Source organism: Thiomonas sp. TH-17 (assembly GCF_057473305.1).
The window spans coordinates 1-20,963 of the sequence record NZ_JBYCKI010000015.1; the positions used below are offsets into that span (position 1 = coordinate 1).

A 20,963-nucleotide genomic window follows, 5' to 3' on the forward strand; every position below is an offset into this window, starting at 1 on the left:
ACCTTCAAGGATGCCTGCAATGTGCGCAGCCCGCAGCAGCATGTGGGCGTGGTGCATTCGAGCAACCTCTGCACCGAGATCACGCTCAACACCAACGAGAGCGAGATCGCGGTGTGCAACCTCGGCTCGGTCAATCTGGTTGCGCATCTGAAAGACTCAGCAGACGGCGCCAAGGTCATCGACCAGGCCAAGCTCAAGCGCACCATCCAGACCGCGATGCGTATGCTCGACAACGTCATCGACATCAACTATTACGCCGTGGCCAAGGCGCGCAACGCCAATATGAAGCACCGGCCGGTGGGCCTGGGCATCATGGGTTTTCAGGACTGCCTGTATCAGCTGCGCATTCCCTACGGTTCGCAAGAGGCCGTGGAATTTGCCGACCGTTCCATGGAGGCTGTCTGCTTCGAGGCCTATTGGGCATCCAGCGAACTGGCGCGCGAGCGTGGCCGCTACAGCAGCTACGGCGGCTCGCTCTGGGATCAAGGCATTCTGCCCATGGACAGCCTGAAGCTGCTGGCCGAACAGCGCGGCGGCTATGTCGAGGCCGACACCTCCAGCACCCTCGACTGGAACGCCTTGCGCGCCCAGATCGCACAGCACGGCATGCGCAATTCCAACTGCGTGGCCATCGCCCCGACGGCAACCATCTCCAACATCGTCGGCGTGGACGCCTGCATCGAGCCGACCTTCCAGAACCTCTACGTTAAGTCGAATCTGTCGGGCGAGTTCACCGTCATCAACCAGTATCTGGTGCGCGACCTCAAGGCGCGCGGCTTGTGGGATGCGGTGATGGTGGCCGACCTCAAGTACTTCGATGGCAGCACCCAGCGCATCGACCGCATTCCCGCCGATCTCAAAGCCCTGTATGCCACCGCCTTCGAGACCGATACCCAGTGGATCATCGAGGCTGCAGCGCGCCGCCAGAAATGGATCGACCAGGCGCAGTCGCTCAACATCTACATGGCCAATGCCTCGGGCAAGCTGCTCGACGATACCTACAAGCTGGCCTGGCTGCGTGGCCTCAAGACCACCTACTACCTGCGCACCATCGGTGCCACGCATGCCGAAAAGTCCACGGTCAAGGCGGGCCAGCTCAACGCCGTGCCGCAGTCGCCAAGCGAGACGGCATCGGCTTCGGCGCAGGCCGTGGTGCAGTCTGGCGACATCCGCTTCTGCGCCATCGACAACCCGGAATGCGAGGCCTGTCAGTAAGCGCTGCATACCGTTGCGGCGCATCACAAGTGATCAAGCGGCATGCCACTTGCGATGCGCCTGCACAACATGCGCCACACAAACCACGCATCCTCACTGCATCGGTGTTGAGCCTTTGCTCTGAACACTTGATAATCTAAAGAAGGTCATGAACATGCTTACTTGGGACGAACCACAACAGAACTCTGCAAGCCCCGCGCAAGGTGCGCTGGCGGAGCGTTCACTTCAATCCATGGGCGGTACATCGGCGTCGCCTCAATCCGCAACGGCACCGGCATTGGCGGTGGCTGCAGACCTCTACAGCCAACGAGCGGCCTCCACGGCGCGGGTGCGCGCCGAAGACAAGCGCATCATCAACTGCAGTGTCGATGTCAACCAGCTCGTGCCTTTCAAGTACAAGTGGGCCTGGGACAAATACCTGGCCTCCTGCGCCAATCACTGGATGCCGCAGGAAGTGAACATGTCGCGCGACATCGCCATGTGGAAAGATCCCAATGGCCTGACCGATGACGAGCGCCTCATCATCAAGCGCAATCTCGGCTTCTTCACCACGGCCGATTCGCTCGCCGCCAACAACATCGTGCTGGGCACCTATCGCCACATCACCAACCCCGAGTGCCGCCAGTACCTGCTGCGCCAGGCCTTCGAAGAAGCCATCCACACCCACGCCTATCAGTACATCGTCGAATCCATAGGCCTCGATGAAAGCGAGATCTTCAACTCCTATCACGAGATCACCTCCATCCGCGAGAAGGACGAGTTCCTCATTCCCTTCATCGACACCCTGACGAACCCCGAGTTCCGCACCTCGGCTTTCGGCGGGTCAGAGCGCAACGATCAGGAGCTGCTGCGTTCCATCATCGTGTTCGCCTGCCTGATGGAAGGCCTGTTCTTCTATGTCGGCTTCACCCAGATCCTGTCGATGGGGCGGCAGAACAAGATGACTGGTGCGGCCGAGCAGTACCAGTACATCCTGCGCGACGAGTCCATGCACACCAACTTCGGCATCGATCTGGTCAACCAGATCAAGCTGGAGAATCCGCACCTCTGGACACCCGAATTCAAGCGCGAACTCACCGGCCTGTTCCATCAGGCGGTCGAGCTCGAGTATCGCTATGCCGAAGACACCATGCCCCGCGGCGTGCTGGGTCTGAACGCGTCCATGTTCAAAGGCTATCTGCGCTTCATCGCCAATCGCCGTGCGGTGCAGATCGGCCTTGACGCCATCTTCCCCAACGAAGAGAACCCCTTCCCCTGGATGAGTGAAATGATCGACCTTAAGAAGGAACGCAACTTCTTCGAGACCCGGGTCATTGAGTACCAATCCGGCGGCGCGCTGTCCTGGGAATGACACGTGAATAACCTGCGAGCACGCACTACAGAGTGATTGTTGACCGAGTCCATTTCACCCCGATACGTCCGGCCGCGAAGAGTCGGCGGGTGGAGTCTCCTCCTCTGTTTTTTGTGGTGCAACGTATGAGGGCGTCCATGGTGATGCCTGACTCCCTGCTCGATCAATTCTGGCGCGTCATCAAGCGCCTCATGCTCTGGATGACCAGAGGTGAGCGCATGGTGCGCCGTTCCCCATTCCTTCCCGCAATGGCTTTGATGCCAACGGAAGTGAATCCCCTGCACGGATCAGCGCTGAGCCGATCGCAGGTGGCGCCGGCTGAACGCCGTGCCGATGTCCCGTACTGGAAACCGCCGGGAGGCGGGGCCGTGAGGCGCTCGGACGCGATTTGGCGACCGGCTCAACTTCAAAAGACTTGATCAAGGAGAATCACCATGGCAACTGCGAAAAAAGCGGCACCTGCTAAAAAAGCGACGCCCGCGAAGAAAGTAGCACCGGCGAAGAAGGCTGTGCCCGCGAAGAAAGTGGCACCGGCGAAGAAAGCCGCACCGGCAAAGAAGGCTGCACCTGCTAAGAAGGCCGCGCCTACGAAGAAAGCGGCACCTGCTAAGAAGGCCGCACCTGCGAAGAAAGCGGCACCTGCTAAGAAAGCGGCACCTGCTAAGAAGGCCGCGCCTGCGAAGAAGGCGGCACCGGCGAAGAAGGCGGCACCGGCGAAGAAGGCTGCACCTGCTAAGAAAGCCGCGCCTGCGAAGAAGGCGGCACCGGCGAAGAAAGCCGCACCTGCTAAGAAAGTAGCCCCGGCGAAGAAGGCTGCACCCGCGAAGAAGGCTGCGCCTGCAAAGAAGGCGGCACCTGCGAAGAAGGCCGCAGCTGCTCCTGCCAAAAAGGCAGCGACCGCGCAAACCAAGCTGAATCCGCAAGCGGCCTGGCCGTTTCCGACCAGCAAGCCCTGAGCATTCAGCGCAATAACCCCCGGGCGATCAGCCCGGGGTTTTGATTTGTCCCCGGGCTGATCGCCCGGGTTTTTTATTTCTGCATTCCGCATGTCTTCCTCGGACCGCTATCCCGCCTGGCTTCACCTCGATGGGGCTGCTTGCCAGCTTGATGTGCATGTCGTGCCCAATGCGCGCCGTACCGAAGTGGACGGCGAGCACGGCGGGGCTTTGCGTGTGCGGCTGGGTGCGCCCGCTGTGGATGGCAGGGCCAATGCGGCGTTGACCGATTACCTGGCGCAATGCTGCGATGTGCCGCGCCGCGCCGTGCAGATCAAGAGCGGCTTGACCTCAAGACGCAAGCGGGTGCGGATCGACGCCTCGGCAGGTGCGGTATGGTTGCGTCTATCTGCCTTATTACAGCAGCCCGGTTGAGCCAGACTGCCCCGACATCATGAGTATCAAATCCGATCAGTGGATCCGCCGCATGGCGCAAAACACGGCGATGATCGAGCCGTTCGAGCCCGCGCAGGTGCGCGAAGTCGATGGACACCGCATCATCAGCTATGGCACATCGAGCTACGGTTACGACATCCGTTGCGCCAACGAATTCAAGATTTTCACCAACATCAACAGCACCATCGTCGATCCGAAAAACTTCGATGAAAAGTCCTTTGTCGATTTTCATGGCGACGTGTGCATCATTCCGCCCAACAGCTTTGCGCTGGCGCGCACGATGGAGTATTTCCGCATCCCGCGCAATGTGCTCACCATTTGCCTGGGCAAGAGCACTTATGCCCGCTGCGGCATCATCGTCAATGTCACGCCGTTCGAGCCCGAGTGGGAAGGTTATGTGACGCTGGAGTTCTCCAACACCACACCGCTGCCGGCCAAGATCTACGCGGGCGAGGGCTGCGCGCAGGTGCTGTTTTTCGAGAGCGATGAGGTCTGCGAAGTCAGCTACAAGGATCGCGGCGGCAAGTATCAGGGGCAGCACGGCGTGACATTGCCGCGCGCCTGATCGCTTCGCTTTACGCCTCGCCGAGTGCGGCTTGCCAGCGCGCCACCTGCGCGCGCACTTGGTTTGGCGCCGTGCCGCCCAGATGATCGCGCGCGGCGAGTGAACCCTGCAGCTTGAGTGCTTCGGGCGCGTCTTCGCCGATGAGCGGCGAGAAACTGCGCAGATCGTTCAGGCTGATGTCTTCCAGGCCGATGCCGCGCTCCACTGCAAATCGCACGGCTTTAGCCACCGCCTCGTGCGCGTCGCGGAAGGGCAGCCCCTTTTTCACGAGATAGTCGGCCAGGTCGGTGGCGGTGGAGTAACCCTGCAGCGCGGTGCGCTCCATCGCCTCGGCCTTCACGCGGATGCCGCCCACCATGTCGGTGAAAATGCGCAGGGTGTCGATCACGGTGTCGGCGGTGTCGAACAGCGGCTCCTTGTCTTCCTGGTTGTCCTTGTTGTAGGCCAGGGGCTGGCCTTTCATCAGCATCAGCAGGCTCATCAGATGACCGGCAACGCGGCCGGTCTTGCCGCGGGCGAGTTCGGGCACGTCCGGGTTTTTCTTCTGCGGCATGATGCTCGAACCGGTGCAGAAGCGGTCGGCCAGGTCGATGAAGCCGAACGCCGGGCTCATCCACAGCACCAGCTCTTCGCTGAAGCGGCTGATGTGCACCATGACGAGCGCCGCAGCGGCGTTGTATTCGATGGCGAAATCGCGGTCGCTCACGGCGTCGAGCGAGTTCTGGCACACGCCGTCAAACCCCAGCAGCTCGGCCACGCGCGCGCGGTTGATCGGGAAAGTGGTGCCGGCCAGCGCAGCGGCGCCCAAGGGCAGGCGATTGACTCGGGCACGGCAGTCGCGCAGTCGTTCGGCGTCGCGGCCGAACATTTCCACGTAAGCCAGCAAATGGTGGCCGAAACTCACTGGCTGCGCTACCTGCAGATGCGTGAATCCGGGCATGATGGTGTCGGCATGCTGTGCAGCCAGTAGCACCAGCGCGCGCTGCAGCGCGCGGAGCTGATCGATGGTCTGGTCGATGCTGTCGCGCAGCCACAGCCGGATGTCGGTGGCCACCTGATCGTTGCGGCTGCGGCCGGTGTGCAGACGCTTGCCGGCGTCGCCCGCAAGTTGGGTCAGGCGGGCTTCGATGTTGAGATGGACGTCTTCGAGTTCGAGCTTCCACTCGAATGCGCCCGAGGCGATTTCTGTACGGATCTGCGACATGCCGCGCTCGATGGCGGCGAGGTCTTGCGCGCTGAGAATGCCTTGCTCGGCCAGCATGGCGGCGTGAGCCAGCGATCCGTCGATGTCGAACAGCGCCAGCCGCTGGTCGAAATCCACCGAGGCGGTGTAGCGCTGCACCAGAGCGCTGACCGGCTCGGAGAAGCGCGCGGACCAGGCTTGCTGCTTGTGTTCGAATTGATCGTGCATGGGTTGATCTCGCGGGACGGCGTTGTGGCGCCAAGGTGGAAACCCTCAATTTTAGAGAAGCCTTCAGGAACAAGCTGCTGAGCATGCCAATGTCGGGAGAACCGGTCACCGCCAATGAAGCCGCCGTGCGCCTCGATATCTGCGGCGCCGGCAGTCTGGTGCGCGCGCTCGTGGCGCTCAATCTGCTTTTGGCGCTGCTCGTGTTGCTGCAATGGCCGCAAGGGGAGGGCCGCATCGGCGCCTTGTTGCTGCTTTCGTGGGTGGAGCCCGCCGCGCTGCTCTGGCTGGCGCTGATGTGCATGACCCAACGGTTGTGGCGGCTGCGGGGTGCTGCCGCGGTGCTGGTCGTGGCCATGGCGCTGGGCGCCTTTTCGGCGCTGGGTTTGAATCTGCTGGTGCAGCCCTTGTTCGACGCCCTTGCGCCGCGCGCTGCGCAGCAGCCCTGGCAGGCTGCGCTGGCGGGGGCGGCGCTGGCGCTGGTCTTCGTGCACTATCTGCAACTGCGCGCACGGGCCTTCACGCCGATCGACATGCAGGCGCGACTCAACGAACTGCAGTCGCGCATCCGTCCGCACTTTCTGTTCAACACCCTCAACGCCGCCAGCGCCCTGGTGCGCGAGCAGCCCGAGCGCGCCGAGACCGTACTCGATGATCTGGCCGAACTGTTCCGCGCCAGTGTGGGCAAGCCGGGCACGCTGGTCACGCTGGACCAGGAAATGGATCTGGCACGGCGCTACCTCGACATCGAATCGGTGCGTTTCGGCGAGCGTATGCGGGTGCAATGGCAGGTCGACGACACCCTGCTGCAAATCCGCATTCCGGCGCTGACCCTGCAGCCGCTGGTGGAGAACGCGGTGCGGCATGGCGTCGAGCGCAGCAGCCGCAGAGTGCAGATCGACATCGACGTGGCCCGGCGGCTGGGGCAGATCGAAGTCACCGTGCGCAACGATCTCCCCGCGCTGAACGACACGCCCACGCCGCGCCGCCATGGCACCGGCACGGCGCTGCGCAACATTCGCCAGCGCCTGCATCTGCTGTACGACATCGCGGCCGAGGTCGATCAGGGCGAAGTCGTCGAGCACGGCCTGGCCCGCTGGCGGGCGCGATTACGCTTACCGCTATGAACGTGCTGATCGTTGACGACGAACCGCTGGCCCGCAGCCGCCTGCGCCGCCTGCTCGCCGAGTTGCCCGAAACCGCGCAGGCCACAGTGGACGAAGCGGCCGACGCGGCCGAGGCCTGGGTGCTGCTTCGTGCGCAGCGTTTTGGCGTGCTGCTGCTCGATATCCAGATGCCGGGGCAGACGGGCATGGAACTGGCCCGGCGGCTGACGGGCGATCCCGGCCTGCATCATCCCGCCATCGTGTTCGTGACCGCGCACGAGCAGCATGCGCTCGACGCCTTCGGCGTATCGGCCGTCGACTACCTCACCAAGCCGGTGAGGCGCGAGCGACTGGCGCAAGCGATGGGCAAGGCCGTGCTGTGGCTGCGTGCCCAGGGTGCGGAGCAACACGCGCCGGCCGCGGTGGATACGGTGTACCTGACGGTGCAGTATCAAGGCGCGCTCAAGCGCGTACCGCTGGCCGACATTCTGTATTGCCGCGCCGAGGCCAAATACACCACACTGCGCACCGCCGATCAGCAGTATCTGGTGGACCTCTCATTGATCGATCTGGAGCAGCGTTACGCCGCGCACTTCGTTCGCATTCACCGCAGCGCGCTGGTCGCGGCGCCCGCCATTCGTAGCCTGGAGCGGCCAACTAATCCGTCGGAGAACATCGCGCCGGAACCCGAGGGCGGCAGTGCAGATGCCGGAAGTACAGAGACCGAAAGCGGGGCCTGGACTTTGCATCTGCACGGCGTGCCCGACACCCTGCCCGTCAGTCGGCGGCGCGTGGCCGCGGTGCAGGCGCTGTTGACTGCCTCCAGACCTGCCGCAGCGCGTCAGCCCCCCAAGTAGGTGAGAAACACTTGGGGCTGCCCGCGGCGTGTTTGTCAGGCGAAATTTCAGGCGAAGCGCAGGCTCAACCGACAAGTAGCGCCACCGCGCCCAGCAGCAGGCAGTAAATGCCGAACGGCCGCAGCGCCTTCATTTCGTGGTCGGTGAACCAGCGCATCAGAAACCAGGTGGACAACCACGCGAACACGCCGGCCAGCACCCCGGCTGCGGCAATGGTGCCCAGCAGTTCATGCGGCACGCCGGCGTGCATCAGCTTGGGCACTTCCAGCACGCCCGCCGCCGCGATGATGGGGGTGGCGAGCAAAAACGAAAACCGCGCCGAGTCGGCATAGTTCAAGCCCAGCCCCAGACCGGCGACCAACGTGGCCCCGGAGCGCGAAAATCCCGGAATCAGGGCCAGCGCCTGTGCCAGACCAATGAGGAAGGCGCGCAGCCAGCCCAGTTCCGGCAGGGCGATCAGCCCGCGCCGATGCTTGAGTGCATCGCCGCCCAGCAGCAGCAGGCCATTGAGCATCAGCGCAATCGCCGCGAAGGTGAAGCCGCCGAACAGCGCCTTGATCTTGTGCGCCAGCAGCAGCCCGAGCAGCCCGGCTGGAATGGTGCCTGCCACGATCAGCCAGAGCAGCCGCGCATCCGGGTTGGACGCCTTGCCGCCGGCGCGCAGCCAGCCGCCGATCAGCCGCGCCCAGTCGCGCCAGAAATAGATCAGCAGCGCGGTGGCCGTGCCCAGATGCAGCACCACGATGAAGGGCAGAAACCAGTCTGCCGTGCGGTCGATGGGCCAATGAAACAGGGCCGGAATCAGAATGCTGTGCCCCAGGCTGGAAATGGGAAACAGCTCGGTCACGCCTTGAAGGGCGGCGATGGCCAGAAGGTAGAAGTGCATGGAGTGATGAGGGGTAGTGGTTTTGTGGCGCAGATTCTGACAGAGGCACACTTAGATTCGTCTGAGGCTGCTGTTTTTGTTGCGCTTTTTTACGCTTGCGGTGTCACGCCGCGGTCATTTGCAAACTTTACATTACCCCCTCTTTTAAGGGGGTGGAATGAGCGAGTTGACCTTGGCTGACGTGATGCGAAAAACCTCGACCGGCCGCCGCGAGCAACAACAGCGCAGCCAGGCGCTGAGTGCAAGGCTGCGGCATGTGCTGATTCTGTGCGACGGCCGGCGCGCCATCGGCGAGTTGTGCGCCTTGATGGGGCAGGAGGCGCAGCAACTCACGCAGGAATTGCTCGCCGCTGGCTTTGTCGAGCGCGTGGGGCTTGCGAAAGCGGCCGAGTTGGCGACCGTGGAGGTGCCGCTGAAGCTGACCTCAAAGACGTCCGCTCAGGGTTCTGCGGCGCCCGAACAGACCCCATCCAGCGTGTCGGCGTCGCAACTGTCGCAAGCCGTAGCGCCGCCGCCACGGCGCTCCATAGCCTTGTCGCGCATGTATATGTTCGACATGCTGGAGCGACTGCTCGGCGGCCAAAGCGGGCCGGCACGGGCGCATCTGCGCGCCGCCGACCAGCCGGAGGCCTTGCTCGCTGCGCTGCAGGAATGTCTCGCCCTCATCGCCGAGATCGCCGGGCCGGTGCAAGCGGACAAGGTCAGGCGGCAACTGTGCGACATGCTGCCTGAAGACTATCTGCGAGGCTTTGCCGAACGGGAGCTGGTTACATCTTGATTCAAAGGCATGGAGTCTGCGTTTTGTCAATTCAGGAACGCGTTAAGTCTTGACTGCGACAAAATGACGCGATGGGGCGCGATGCCTCCCTATAATGGGGCGCTTGTTTGATGGCTCTCAAGACTCTCGCGCCTGCAATGATGAAAAAAGTCCTCTTTCTCGCTTCCCTGATGCTCGCGGCGTCCGCCCACGCGCAGAACGTCGTTGGCAATGCCGCAGAAGGCGCCAAGCTCGTGGCCACCTGCCAGGGCTGCCACAACATGGGGGGCGGCTATCGTTCCTCCTTCCCTGAAATTTTTGCCGTTCCCATGATCAACGGGCAAAACGCGCAATACATCGTCGATGCGCTGAAGGAATACAAAAACGGCAACCGCCGTTTTCCGACCATGCGCGCCATCGCCGCGTCGCTGACCGACCAGCAAATGGCCGACATTGCCGCCTATTACGCTACGGCCAAAGGCCAGCCCATCAAATAACAAGCGCGGAGATCCTTGATGAAAAAAATCGTTCTGCTGGCAGCCACTGCCTTGGCCCTGGCCCAAATGACCCAAATGGCCAACGCTGCTGACATCAAAAAGGGTGAAGAACTGGTGAACAAGGGCGGCTGCATTGCCTGCCACGGCGCCGGTCTGGACAAGCCCATCGCCCCCAACTACCCCAAACTGGCCGGTCAATACCAGAGCTATCTGTTCCACGCCTTGCAGCAATACCAGGCCAAGCACCAGACCCCGCTGTATGGCCGCAACAACGCCATCATGAGCGGCATGGTGGCGCAGTACAACACGCAAGACCTGCAGGACATCGCGGCCTATATCGCCAGCCTGAAGGGCGATCTCTACATCCGCGACGAAATGCACTGATCGTCAGCTGAATTGTCATTCGCACCCACAAAAAAGCCCGGTCCAGCCGGGCTTTTTTGTGGGTGCGAATGTGGTCAGGACGCCAGTTCGGCGATGATGCGATAGAGCAGACGCACGGTAAGAATCACGTACACCGCGCCAAACAGGAAGATCAGCGAGACGATGATGCGGATGGAATCTGCGGGCAGGGTGCTGAAAAAAGGCGAGACAAGATAACCCACGGTAAACAGCCCGATCAATAGGGTCAGGGCCTTCCACGCTTTGCCCACCTGCCCGCCGGGAATCTTGCTGCGCAGCAGCAAAACATCCACCAGGCCGTAGATCATGATGGCAATGCCGATGGCATTGATGAAAAAAGCGGTGTCAATCTGCATGTCTCTCTCCAGGTTTGCGGGCGGTGCGGGTCATACCCCCGGTATGACTTTGCGGTGCAAAACGCGGCATTGCGCCCTTTGTTTGATGCTTTACATTGTTCTGGATGGACGCGCAGGTGGCGCTCAGGGACAACCCCATGCGCTGTGATTGCTGCAACCAAAAAACGTGAAAAAAGTCGCAGAAATGTGTTGCGATAGGGCGCGAATAAATCCGTATGAACCAGGCCCGGATTATTTGGGCAGGGTTGCTGCGTCTTTTGTGGCGGCAGCGTCGGCAAGATCGCGGGCGAAACACAGGTCGCGCCAGACGCGGGCCTTGTCGGCCGGGTTGCGCAGCAGATAGGCCGGGTGATAGCTCACGACGACGGGAATGCCGGCAAACTCGTGCACCTGCCCGCGCAACTGGCTGATGGGCGCTTGGCTGCCGAGCAGGCTGTGCGCCGCGAACCGGCCCAAGGCGAGAAGGAGCCGCGGCTGCAGCAGGGCCACCTGGCGCTCTAGCCAGGGCGCGCATTGGGCCACTTCTTCGGGCTCGGGGTTGCGGTTGCCCGGCGGACGGCACTTGAGCACATTGGCGATGTAAACCGCGCGCTCGGGGTCGTCGGCGCTGCGGTCGAGGCCGATGGCCTGCAGCATGGCGTCGAGCAATTGCCCCGCCGCGCCGACAAAGGGCTGGCCTTGGCGGTCTTCTTCGGCGCCGGGCGCCTCGCCGATGATCATCCAGCGGGCTTGCGTGGAGCCGCTGCCGAACACGGCCTGGTGTCGGCTGCTGCCGAGTTTGCAGGCGCGGCAGGCCTGAGCGCCGGCTTGCAGCTCGTCCCAGTCCATACGGGCGATGGCCTCAACCCGCGCGGCATCCGCGATGGGGATGGAGGTCGCGGGTCGTGGGGGCGGGACGGGGCGGTTGGGCTTGGGCGGCTGCGCAACGGGCTTTGCAGCGGCCGGCGTTGCCATGACTTCGGGTGCAGCTTCGGGGGCGGGCTGAGCTTGCTGTTCGCGCAGAACTTCGCGCCGTACGAACAGCGGCCCCAAGCCGAGCGCCTGCGTCCACTGCAGGGTTTGCGGCGTGAGGCGGGGGCTGGGCTCGGTCATGCGGACGGGGCGCGGTCAGGCCGGACGCAGGCCGCGGCGTTGCAGCAGATCGTCCACCTGCGCGGACATCACCAGTGCGTCTTCCCGGCTGGCGCGCCCTTGCGTATCGACCGAGGGGTAATAGTCGCGTCGGCGGGCGATGGGGTAGAAGCCGTAGCGCTCGTAAATGCGCACGGCGTGGGCATTGCTCGGGCGCACTTCCAGCCAGAGCAGGTAGGCGCCATCGGCCCGGCTAAGCAAAGCCACGGCATCGAGCATCAGCAGGCTCAAACCCTGGCCCTGCACCGCGGGATCGACCGAGATGTTGAGCAGATGCATTTCTTCCACGCCGGGCATGGCCACGAAATAGCCGCGCACGGAGTCGGTCTCGTCGGTGAGCACCTGCGCGTGATATTGCGCGGTGAGTGAGTCGGCGAAGTTGCCCCGGCTCCAGGGAAAGTCGTACACCGTGTTTTCGATCTGCGCCACGGCGTCGAGGTCGGCGGGGTTCATCGGCCGCAGGGCGTGCGCCGCGTGTCCTGCCGAGGCAAGGGTGCTATTCGGATCGTGCGGACGCAGCCGGGCGTTCACGGGGCAGCGCGGGCCAGTTCACGCTCCGCCGTGGTCAAGGCCACTTTGTCGCGCACATAAATAGGTTGCGCCAGCGCCGCAGAGACGGTCAGCCCGGCGGCGTGTTGCTGCAGCGACAGCCGGGCCACGGCGGCGGCCGACGGCGTGCAGGCCACGGCGCGCAACACCGCGCGGTTCAGGGCGAACAGGCGCGGGTTGTCGCTAGCGTGCGAGGCGAAGGCGGCGGACAGGGCGTCTGCATGTTCGCTCCAGGCATTGCCGCAGGCCAGCAAGCGGGGCAGCACGCCGGTCTCCAGATGTTCGGGCAGATCGGCCAGCACTTCGGCCCATGCCAGCACCGCGTGTTCAGGCCGCTGCACGGTAGGCCGGTGCAGACTTTGCCAGCCCGATGTCTGGGCGCGAAACAGCTCCCAATACAACTCGCCCATGCGCGCATCGTTCGCCACGAGCACCACCGTGCCCGACTCGGCTTCCACCGGGTCGGGCAACACCGTGCCGTCGCTCTGCAGCAGCGCAAAGGCGGTTTCCGCCTGTGCCATGAGCGTGTCGATGCGCGCCACCGGAAGGTGCAGGGCATAGGCCAGCCCCTGCGCGGCCGAAGCCGCCGTGCGCAGCCCGGTGAACGCGCCTGGCCCGGCGCCCATGCCGATCAGGTCGAGATCGGCGAATTGCAGCCCGGCCGTGCGCAGCAACTCGGCGCACAAAGGCAGCAGTCGCTGTGAGGCGCGCGGGCCGCCGGCTTCGTCGAAGGTGCGGCAGTGGCCGTCCACGCTGAGCGCAACGCTCAGGGCTTCGGTGCTGGTATCGAGGGCAAGAACACGCATGGAGCAGGAATTATCGGTGAATTGCAGTCGCCGACTTGCGGGAATAATGTGGGGCATGAATGCGAACCTGACTTCTCCTGCGATCCACTCCGTTTCCCTGCCCATCACCGCCTTCATCGGCGGCGGCAATATGAGCAGCGCCCTGATCGGCGGGCTGCTGACCTCGGGGGCGCAACCCGCCAACCTGCGCGTGGTCGAGCCCTTCGCCGAACAACGCTCGCGGTTGCAGCAGCGTTTTTCCGGCGTGCAGATTCTGGAAGCGCCGGGCGCCGCGTTGCGCGATGCGCAGGCCGTGGTCTGGGCGGTGAAGCCGCAGCAGTTCGCGCAGGCCGCGGCCGACAGCCGACCGCATCTTGGCGACGCATTGCACGTCAGCATCATGGCCGGGGTGCGCTGCCGTGCCATCGAGCGACAGACCGGCGCGCTGCGCATGGTGCGCACCATGCCCAACACCCCGGCGCTCATCGGTCAGGGCATCACCGGGCTGTTTGCCAGCGCGCAGGCCAGCGAGGCCGATCGTGCCCTGGCCGATGCCTTGCTGGCCCCGGCGGGTCGGCGGGTTTGGGTGGCTCGCGAAGACCTGCTCGACGCGGTCACCGCAGTGTCGGGCTCGGGCCCGGCCTATGCGTTCTACCTGGCCGAAGCCATGACGCGCGCTGGCGAAGAACTCGGTCTGAGCGGCGCGCAGGCGCGCGAGCTGGCACTGGCCACGCTGGCGGGGGCAGCAGCATTGGCGCAGGGCAGCAGCGAGCCCTTGGCCACCTTGCGTGCCAACGTCACCAGCAAAGGCGGCACCACCGCAGCGGCGCTGGGCGTGTTCGATGCGGCCGATATGCAGACTACGATCATCCGCGCCTTGCACGCGGCGGATCAGCGCGCCAAAGAACTGGGCGACGCGCTGGATGATCTGGGTTGAATTCAGATGCGCCTGAGTTCATTCAGGCTGCGGATGCGCGCGGCTACGAAATCCGGCCGACCATGCAGGCCGGTGCGTTCCATCGGCAAGTCGCGTTTTGTTCGCACGGCGCGGCGGGCGTAGCGCACCATCCACGCGCCGCGCAGGCCGATGCGGCGCGCGGCTTGCAGATGCCCGGGCGTGTCTTCGACGAACACGCATTGCGCGGCGCGCAGCCGGTGGCGGGCGAGCACATGGCGCAGCATGCGCGCGTCCGGCTTGGGGCGAAGTTTGTGGAACATCCACATGTCTTCAACCGCGATCAGGCCGTCGACCAGCGGCCAGAGTTTGAGCGCTTTCAGCACTCGTCGGGCGTAGTTGCGCGGGGCGTTGGTGAGCACCAGCTTGCGGCCCGGCAGACGCGCCAGCGCCGCGCGTTCGCTGCCGTCGCAGCGCAACATGCGGGGCAGATGGGGAAAGTCGTGCGTCTCGCGCAAAAACTGCGCGGCGTCCACGTCGTGCTCGTGCATCAGGCCCAGCAGCGTGGCACCGTAGCGTTGCCAGAAATGGGCGCGAATGCGGTTGGCTTCCTCTCGCTCCACGCCCAGATGGCGTTCGATGAAGGCCGTCATTTCCGCATTCATCAGCGGAAACACGCGCCACGAGGCGTCGTGCAGGGTGTTGTCGAGGTCGAGCAGCCAGACGGTCTGTGGGCGGTTTTGCGGGGATGAAAACGGCATGAAGGTATCGGCCATAAAAAACCGCCGCAGTGGCGCGGCGGTATGCATTGGAACCGATCCGAAGGGACCGTTGGCTCCGGTCAGGCTTTGGTCCAGCCGTCGACCTGGGCCTGATGTGCGCTGATCCACTGGGCGGTCACTTCGGGCATGCTCTTGCCGCCATTGAGTTCGACCATCATGGCCTGAATGTCGTCCAGCGGCAGCTTGAAGTCGCGCAGGAACTGCACCACGCGCGGTGCGCTTTTTTCCAGCTTGGGGTTGATGATGGCGTCGATATGGCCGCTCACGCCGTAGATGTGCTTCGGGTCTTCCAGCGTCTTGAGCGGGAACTGTGCCCAGATGCCCAGCGGCTTCCAGGCAGTGACCACGATCCAGTCCTTGCGCTCCACCGCTCGCTTGAGCTGGGCCTGCATGGCCGCGGTCGAGCTGGTCAGCAGCTCCATGTCCTTGAGGTCGTAGGCCTTGATCGCCTTCTGGGTGTTGATCATGATGCCCGCACCGGCCTCGATGCCCGTGATGCGGTTCTTGAACTTGGCGTGATGCGCTTCGAGTTCGGCGATGGTGTTGATGGGCACATATTTCGGCACGGCCAGGCCCAGCCAGGTGCCTTCGGTGATGGCGCCCAGATCGACCACGTCTTTTTTGTACTTGTCCCAATACACCTGATGGGTGGTGGGCAGCCAGGCGGTAAGCATGGCGTCGGCACGGCCTGAAGCCACAGCAGCCCACATCGGCCCGGCATCGGTCGAGGTCAGATGAGTGGGGTAGCCCAGCTTTTCCTGAATGATGCGCGCCGCGATGTGGGTGGTGATGTTGCTGCTCGGCCAGGAGGCGACATAGGTCATGCTGACCGGGGCCTTGTCGGCGGCGAAAGCGGGCATGCCGGTGACGGCCGTGGCGGCCACCACGGCGCCGAGTGAGAGGAATTGACGTCGTTGCATTAGTGTTTCTCCTTGTTGAGACGACCCAGGGACTGGGTCAGGCGATCGAGAATGATCGCCAGAATCACCACGCACAGGCCGCCGACAAAACCTTTGCCGACGTCGAGTTGCGTGATGCCTTCGAGCACCACATTGCCCAGGCCGCCGGCGCCGATCATCGCGGAGATGACCACCATCGAAAGACCGAGCATGATGCTTTGATTGACCCCGGCCATGATGGAGGGCAGGGCCGAGGGGATCTGAACCTTGGTGAGCAGTTGCCACCAGGTGGCGCCGAAAGACTGGGTGGCTTCGACCAGTTCGTGCGGAACTTGCCGGATGCCCAGCGTGGTCAGGCGGATGAGGGGCGGCAGCGCGAAGATGGTGGTGGAGATCACCCCGGGCACCAGCCCCAGACCGAAGAAGATGACGGCAGGCACCAGGTAGACGAAGGCCGGCATGGTCTGCATGATGTCGAGCACGGGCCGCAGCGTCTTTTCAAGCAGCCGGCTTTTGGCGCTCAGAATGCCGGTGGGCACGCCGATGAGGATGACCAGCACCTCGGCGGCCAGCACCAGCGCCAGGGTTTTGATCAGATCATCCCAGTAGCCGAGGTTCCACACCAGCCCCAGACCCAGAACGCTGAAGATCGCCAGAGACCAGCCGCCCGGACGTTTCCATCCCATGGCCGCCAGGGCGAGTACGGCCACCAGCGCGATGAAGACCGGTACGGGTATCCAGGCCAGTCCGGTCTGCAGTCCGGAGATGAGAAAGTGGACGGCGTTGGTGATGGAGTCGAAGGCGGCCGCGTAACGGTCGGTCAGGTTGTTGACGCCGTTGCTGACCCAATCGCCAATGGGAATCGGTTGTCCAAATGTCATCAAGAGTTCTCCTTGAAAGTGCCGCACAGGGCAAAGCTGCGCCTGTCGGCTCGGCAGTGGTCTGCCAACAGCCGCGCTGGGAAGAGGAGCCGAGGTCAGTGAACCGGAATCACTGAGCCGAGATCAGGCTGCCCGGCTCTCAGGCTGGCGGGCCAGCCATTGCTCGGCGATCTGCTCCACCGATTGGCCGTTGGAGAGTTGCAGCAGCATGCTGGCCAACTCGGCCTGCGGCAGGCGGAAGGTGCGCAACCAGTCGACGACCTGCGGCGCGCGGCGCTGCAGTTGCGGGTTGATCACCGTGTCCATATGGCCCACGCCGCCAAACACGCCCTCGGGATCGTCGAGGAAAAGCAGTTTGAAATCAGCCCAGATCCACAGCGGCTGCCAGCCGGTGACGACGATCCAGTCCTTGCGGGCAATGGCGCGCTTGAGCTGGACGGTCATCGCCGCAGTCGAACTGGTGACGAGTTCCATCGGCGCGAGGTGGTAAGTCTTGATGGCCTTGCTGGCCATCATGTTGACGACCGAGCCGGATTCGACGCCGTAAATCTTGTCGTGAAACTGCGCGTGATGCGCCTGCAACTGCGCAATGGTCTTGACCGGCACGTAGTCGGGCACGGTCAGACCAAGTCGGGTGCCTTGGTAATAAGCGCCCAGATGCTCCAGCTTGTTGCGCAGCTTGTGGTAGTACACCTCGCTGGTGCCCGGCAGCCAGACGGTCAGGGTGAGATCGGTGCGCCCGCTGGCTACCGCCTCCCACATCGGCCCCGGTTCGCTGGAAACCAGTTCGACCGGAATGCCAAAGCGCCTGCGCACATAGGCGGCGACCAGATTGGAGGGGATATTGCTGCTCGGCCACGCCTTCACGTAGCCCAGGCGGATGGGGGTGGGTGCGGCCTGCGCCACGGCCCAGGGCAGCAGCAAGCTGCCCGCGGCAAGCTGGGTGGCGCGGCGACGTGACAGGTTGGGCTGCGGCGTGGCCGAAGTGTCAGGTTTGCGGGGCATGGTCGATCTCCTGGGTGTCGAAAGCGGGTGCAACGGAATCGATGGCGGGTTGCGCCGTTGGCGCGGCGGTGTCTGCCGCAGGGGCGGCGGCATTCTCCGTGTTCAGATCGCCCTGGGCCAAGGCCGCGATCAGGCTGCTCTTGTCCACCACGCCGATCACGCGGTTGCGCGCATCGACAATGCACAGCGGAGAGCCTTCGGTGTTGACGCGCTGGATCAGGTCGGCCAGCTTGGCGTCGGGCGTTGCGGTGGGCAGCGGGCGCACTTGCGCCAGGCTGATGCGCTCGGCGTCGCGCTGGGCGGTGACATGGGCCAGTTCGATGAAGCCCTTGAGGTTGCGCGCGCTGTCGATCACGATGAGCCCGCTGAATCCGCTGCGTTCCATTTTGCGCAACACGGTGCGCGCCGAATCGCGGATGTTCGCCGCCACGCGCAACGGCTGCATGATCTGCTCGGCGGTGAGCACCTTGGTGCGGTCGGCCCCTTCGACGAAGGCCGAAACGTAGTCGTCTGCCGGTGCAGACAGGATTTGCTGCGGCGTGCCGATCTGGATCAGGCGGCCGTCCCGAAGGATGGCAATGCGCGTGCCAATCTTGATGGCTTCGTCCAGATCGTGCGACACGAACACAATCGTCTTGCCCAGCCGCTCCTGGATTTCGAGCAAATCATCCTGAAGCTGGCTGCGGATCAGCGGATCGAGCGCGCTGAAGGCCTCGTCCATCAGCAAAATCTCCGGATCGGCCGCCAGCGCGCGCGCCAGACCGACGCGCTGTTGCATGCCCCCGGACAACTCGGAGGCGTAACGGTTTTCGTAGTTTTTCAGGCCGACGGTCTCGATGACCTGCATGGCGCGCTCCTGCCGCTGCGTCTTGGACATGCCCTGAATTTCGAGGCCGAATTCCACATTGCCCAGCACCGTGCGGTGCGGCAGCAGCGCGAAGCTCTGGAACACCATGCCGAACTTCTGGCGCCGCAGCGCGCGCAGGGCCTTGGCGTTCATGGCGGTGGCGTCTTCGCCATCGACCAGAATTCTGCCCGTCGTCGGATCTTGTAGTCGGTTAATGAGCCGAAGCAGGGTGGATTTGCCGCTTCCCGATAATCCCATGATCACGAAAATTTCACCGGGATAGATATCCAGGCTGACATCGTGAACACCCACAACCACCCCCGTTTCCGCCTGGACTTTGGATTTTCCAAGGCCATTTTTCAGAAGCTCGATGGCCTTATTGGAATGTTTCCCAAATATTTTGCTGACGGATTGAATGCTTATTTTCGGATGGGTTTGTGGATTATCTGTCATCGTTATAATATTTTCCTATAAAAGATGCCATATTATATATTATAATTACGAATTAATCAATAAATCATCATCCAAATAATGGGTCATGATCAGGACAATTTACTAAAATGCCAGCGATGCCAGGACGATGTGCCTAAAACGATAAATTTACTCACTGTTCAGCGGCAAAAAACAAAAAAAGCCGCAAAGAATGCGGCCTTTTCGGGTGCGGTTGAGATTCTCGGCGGGCTGATCTTGCGTCGGTTCTTGTCCGGCGCAGCGGGTCAATGCGAGCGGATCATGGTGCCGAAGGCCTGCTCGGTCAGCACTTCGAGCAGGATGGCGTGAGGAATACGGCCGTCGACGATGTGCACCGAGTTGACGCCCGACTTCGCGGCGTCGAGTGCCGAGGAGATCTTGGGCAGCATGCCGCCGGAAATGGTGCCGTCGGCGAACATGTCGTCGATTTCGTGCGCGGTGAGATCGGTGAGCAGTTCGCCTTTCTTGTTCATCACCCCGGGGATATTGGTGAGGAGCAGCAGCTTTTCGGCGCGCAGCACTTCGGCCAGTTTGCCCGCCACCACATCGGCGTTGATATTGAACGAGGCGTTGTCCTCGCCGAAGCCGATGGGCGAGATGACCGGAATGAACTGATCGTCCTGCAGCGCCTTGACCACTGAGGGGTCGATGGCCGCCACTTCGCCCACCTGGCCCACGTCGATCTCGGCTTCAGGATTCTCGCGGTCGCGCATGCGCAGTTTGCGTGCGCGAATCAAGCCGCCGTCGCGTCCGGTCAGTCCCACCGCCTTGCCGCCGGCGTGGTTGATCAGGCCGACGATGTCTTGCTGCACCTGGCCGGCCAGCACCCATTCCACCACTTCCATAGTCTCGTCGTCGGTCACGCGCATGCCTTGCACGAAGGTGCCCTTCTTGCCTACGCGGTTCAAAGCCTCGTCGATCTGCGGGCCGCCGCCATGCACCACGACCGGGTTCATGCCCACGAGTTTGAGCAGCACCACGTCCTCGGCAAAGTCTTGCTGCAGGGCCGGGTCGGTCATGGCGTTGCCGCCGTATTTAATGACCAGGGTCTTGCCGTGAAATTTGCGGATATAGGGCAGGGCCTGGGCGAGGATTTCGGCTTTTTCGCGGGGGGCGATATGCGACAGATCGGGGAAGTCGGTGGACGTGTCGGCGGTCATGGCGAACCTTGGTCGTGAAAGGGAAGGGGCGGGGGCGATGTTGCGGTGCGCAATTCTAGGAGCCCGACGGATTCATCGTCGGGTTTGTCGCGCTGAACTCACCCTACACTTCATGCCCCATGCGCAATCCGCTTCTCACCCTCTACCGCACACTCAGCCACCGCCCGCGTTTGAGCGCGGCCATTGTGCTGGGGGGGGTACTGTGGTCGGTGCTCAGTGCCACTTTGCCGCACACCATTGCGCTGCTCTGGGCGTTTGATGCCAGTGCGCTGCTGTTTCTCGTCAGCACCGCCTGGATGATGGCGCACGCCACGACCGAAACGCTCAAGCGCCGCACCGAGCTGGAGACCGAAGGGCGCTGGACGGTGCTGCTGTTCAGTCTGGTGCTGTCGGGCGCGGTGTTCGCTGCACTGTCGGTGGAGTTGCATGCGGTGCGCGGTCACCCCGGCGCGCTGGCGCTGGCCGGAAGCAGCATCGTGCTGTCCTGGCTGTTTTTTTCGGTGATCTTCGCCCTGCAATACGCCCATAGCGACTACACCGCGCGCACGGCGGGCACGCCGGCGCTGCTGTTCCCCAACAATCAGGTGCCCGATTATTGGGACTATCTCTATTTCTCCGTGGTGCTGAGCATGACCTTTCAAACCTCGGACGTGAACATCGCCGGACGGCATGTGCGCCATCTGGTGTTGCTGCACAGCGTGGCGGCATTCTTTTTCAATGTGGTGATTCTGGCGCTGACGGTCAATGCCCTGGCCGGCGCTTTCTAA

General features: G+C 63.2%; 24 protein-coding genes. 12 read left to right on the forward strand and 12 right to left on the reverse strand.

The features are described 5' to 3' along the window. From AC2VLV_RS01110 to dcd, 5 genes are all read left to right on the forward strand, one after another. Window positions 1–1,215: ribonucleoside-diphosphate reductase subunit alpha (locus AC2VLV_RS01110; RefSeq protein ID WP_486988251.1), on the forward strand; the 1,215-nt coding region annotated here is incomplete at its 5' end. 154 nt (window positions 1,216–1,369) lie between these two features. Further along, window positions 1,370–2,566, forward strand: coding sequence for a ribonucleotide-diphosphate reductase subunit beta (locus tag AC2VLV_RS01115; RefSeq protein ID WP_486988277.1), 1,197 nt, complete (start codon window positions 1,370–1,372; stop codon window positions 2,564–2,566). Between the two features lie 434 nt (window positions 2,567–3,000). After that, window positions 3,001–3,522 carry a histone gene (locus AC2VLV_RS01120; protein ID WP_486988252.1) on the forward strand — a complete coding sequence of 174 codons (522 nt, stop codon included), beginning with the start codon at window positions 3,001–3,003 and terminating at the stop codon, window positions 3,520–3,522. A 90-nt stretch (window positions 3,523–3,612) separates the two neighbouring features. After that, window positions 3,613–3,936, forward strand: a complete 324-nt coding sequence (locus tag AC2VLV_RS01125; RefSeq protein WP_486988253.1) for a DUF167 domain-containing protein — start codon at window positions 3,613–3,615, stop codon at window positions 3,934–3,936. A gap of 19 nt (window positions 3,937–3,955) precedes the next feature. Next, window positions 3,956–4,522, forward strand: a complete 567-nt coding sequence (gene dcd, locus AC2VLV_RS01130) for a dCTP deaminase (RefSeq protein ID WP_486988254.1) — start codon at window positions 3,956–3,958, stop codon at window positions 4,520–4,522. A gap of 10 nt (window positions 4,523–4,532) precedes the next feature. Here dcd and argH read toward each other — a convergent pair whose 3' ends face one another. After that, window positions 4,533–5,933, reverse strand: a complete 1,401-nt coding sequence (gene argH / locus AC2VLV_RS01135; protein ID WP_486988255.1) for an argininosuccinate lyase — start codon at window positions 5,931–5,933, stop codon at window positions 4,533–4,535. 89 nt (window positions 5,934–6,022) lie between these two features. Between argH and AC2VLV_RS01140 the strand changes: the two genes are divergently transcribed. After that, on the forward strand, window positions 6,023–7,057 hold the full coding sequence (locus tag AC2VLV_RS01140; RefSeq protein WP_486988256.1) for a sensor histidine kinase: 1,035 nt from the start codon (window positions 6,023–6,025) through the stop codon (window positions 7,055–7,057). Next, window positions 7,054–7,893: a LytR/AlgR family response regulator transcription factor gene (locus tag AC2VLV_RS01145; protein WP_486988257.1), complete on the forward strand. Its 840-nt coding sequence runs from the start codon at window positions 7,054–7,056 to the stop codon at window positions 7,891–7,893. Before AC2VLV_RS01140 ends, AC2VLV_RS01145 begins: the two co-directional genes overlap by 4 nt. 64 nt (window positions 7,894–7,957) lie before the next feature. On the opposite strand, the gene AC2VLV_RS01150 is transcribed toward AC2VLV_RS01145, so the two are convergent. Beyond that, on the reverse strand, window positions 7,958–8,779 hold the full coding sequence (locus AC2VLV_RS01150) for an undecaprenyl-diphosphate phosphatase (protein ID WP_486988258.1): 822 nt from the start codon (window positions 8,777–8,779) through the stop codon (window positions 7,958–7,960). 157 nt (window positions 8,780–8,936) lie between these two features. Here AC2VLV_RS01150 and AC2VLV_RS01155 point away from each other — a divergent pair, with 157 nt between their 5' ends. From AC2VLV_RS01155 to AC2VLV_RS01165, 3 genes are all read left to right on the forward strand, one after another. Continuing rightward, window positions 8,937–9,557 (forward strand): hypothetical protein, encoded by a 621-nt coding sequence (locus AC2VLV_RS01155; RefSeq protein ID WP_486988259.1) that lies wholly within the window; start codon window positions 8,937–8,939, stop codon window positions 9,555–9,557. Between the two features lie 110 nt (window positions 9,558–9,667). Beyond that, window positions 9,668–10,033: a c-type cytochrome gene (locus AC2VLV_RS01160; RefSeq protein WP_013104752.1), complete on the forward strand. Its 366-nt coding sequence runs from the start codon at window positions 9,668–9,670 to the stop codon at window positions 10,031–10,033. A gap of 18 nt (window positions 10,034–10,051) precedes the next feature. After that, complete coding sequence (locus tag AC2VLV_RS01165) at window positions 10,052–10,417, forward strand: c-type cytochrome (protein ID WP_486988260.1); 366 nt, start codon at window positions 10,052–10,054, stop codon at window positions 10,415–10,417. Window positions 10,418–10,491: 74 nt separating this feature from the next. Here the strand turns inward: AC2VLV_RS01165 and AC2VLV_RS01170 are convergent, their stop codons facing one another. The 4 genes from AC2VLV_RS01170 to tsaB form a co-directional block, all read right to left on the reverse strand. Further along, entirely contained in the window at window positions 10,492–10,791 is a 300-nt protein-coding gene (locus tag AC2VLV_RS01170; protein ID WP_013104754.1) for a hypothetical protein, read from the reverse strand. A gap of 231 nt (window positions 10,792–11,022) precedes the next feature. Then, on the reverse strand, window positions 11,023–11,883 hold the full coding sequence (locus AC2VLV_RS01175; protein ID WP_486988261.1) for a uracil-DNA glycosylase: 861 nt from the start codon (window positions 11,881–11,883) through the stop codon (window positions 11,023–11,025). Between the two features lie 15 nt (window positions 11,884–11,898). After that, a complete protein-coding gene (gene rimI, locus AC2VLV_RS01180) occupies window positions 11,899–12,453 on the reverse strand; it encodes a ribosomal protein S18-alanine N-acetyltransferase (RefSeq protein WP_486988262.1) in 555 nt (184 codons plus the stop codon). Next, on the reverse strand, window positions 12,450–13,277 hold the full coding sequence (gene tsaB / locus AC2VLV_RS01185; RefSeq protein WP_486988263.1) for a tRNA (adenosine(37)-N6)-threonylcarbamoyltransferase complex dimerization subunit type 1 TsaB: 828 nt from the start codon (window positions 13,275–13,277) through the stop codon (window positions 12,450–12,452). The genes rimI and tsaB overlap by 4 nt, the downstream gene beginning before the upstream one ends. A 55-nt stretch (window positions 13,278–13,332) precedes the next feature. Here tsaB and proC point away from each other — a divergent pair, with 55 nt between their 5' ends. After that, entirely contained in the window at window positions 13,333–14,193 is an 861-nt protein-coding gene (gene proC / locus AC2VLV_RS01190) for a pyrroline-5-carboxylate reductase (RefSeq protein ID WP_486988264.1), read from the forward strand. A 2-nt stretch (window positions 14,194–14,195) separates the two neighbouring features. Here the strand turns inward: proC and AC2VLV_RS01195 are convergent, their stop codons facing one another. From AC2VLV_RS01195 to argB, 6 genes are all read right to left on the reverse strand, one after another. Continuing rightward, window positions 14,196–14,927, reverse strand: a complete 732-nt coding sequence (locus AC2VLV_RS01195) for a pyrimidine 5'-nucleotidase (RefSeq protein ID WP_486988278.1) — start codon at window positions 14,925–14,927, stop codon at window positions 14,196–14,198. A 65-nt stretch (window positions 14,928–14,992) separates the two neighbouring features. Continuing rightward, window positions 14,993–15,853 (reverse strand): glycine betaine ABC transporter substrate-binding protein, encoded by an 861-nt coding sequence (locus tag AC2VLV_RS01200; RefSeq protein ID WP_486988265.1) that lies wholly within the window; start codon window positions 15,851–15,853, stop codon window positions 14,993–14,995. Beyond that, window positions 15,853–16,713: an ABC transporter permease gene (locus AC2VLV_RS01205; protein ID WP_486988266.1), complete on the reverse strand. Its 861-nt coding sequence runs from the start codon at window positions 16,711–16,713 to the stop codon at window positions 15,853–15,855. Before AC2VLV_RS01205 ends, AC2VLV_RS01200 begins: the two co-directional genes overlap by 1 nt. A 123-nt stretch (window positions 16,714–16,836) precedes the next feature. Beyond that, window positions 16,837–17,718 carry a glycine betaine ABC transporter substrate-binding protein gene (locus AC2VLV_RS01210; RefSeq protein WP_486988267.1) on the reverse strand — a complete coding sequence of 294 codons (882 nt, stop codon included), beginning with the start codon at window positions 17,716–17,718 and terminating at the stop codon, window positions 16,837–16,839. After that, a complete protein-coding gene (locus AC2VLV_RS01215; protein WP_486988268.1) occupies window positions 17,702–19,018 on the reverse strand; it encodes a quaternary amine ABC transporter ATP-binding protein in 1,317 nt (438 codons plus the stop codon). Before AC2VLV_RS01215 ends, AC2VLV_RS01210 begins: the two co-directional genes overlap by 17 nt. Before the next feature lie 263 nt (window positions 19,019–19,281). Further along, window positions 19,282–20,196 (reverse strand): acetylglutamate kinase, encoded by a 915-nt coding sequence (gene argB / locus AC2VLV_RS01220; RefSeq protein WP_486988269.1) that lies wholly within the window; start codon window positions 20,194–20,196, stop codon window positions 19,282–19,284. Between the two features lie 119 nt (window positions 20,197–20,315). On the opposite strand from argB, the gene AC2VLV_RS01225 reads away from it, so the two are divergent. Beyond that, window positions 20,316–20,963: a DUF1345 domain-containing protein gene (locus AC2VLV_RS01225; protein WP_486988270.1), complete on the forward strand. Its 648-nt coding sequence runs from the start codon at window positions 20,316–20,318 to the stop codon at window positions 20,961–20,963.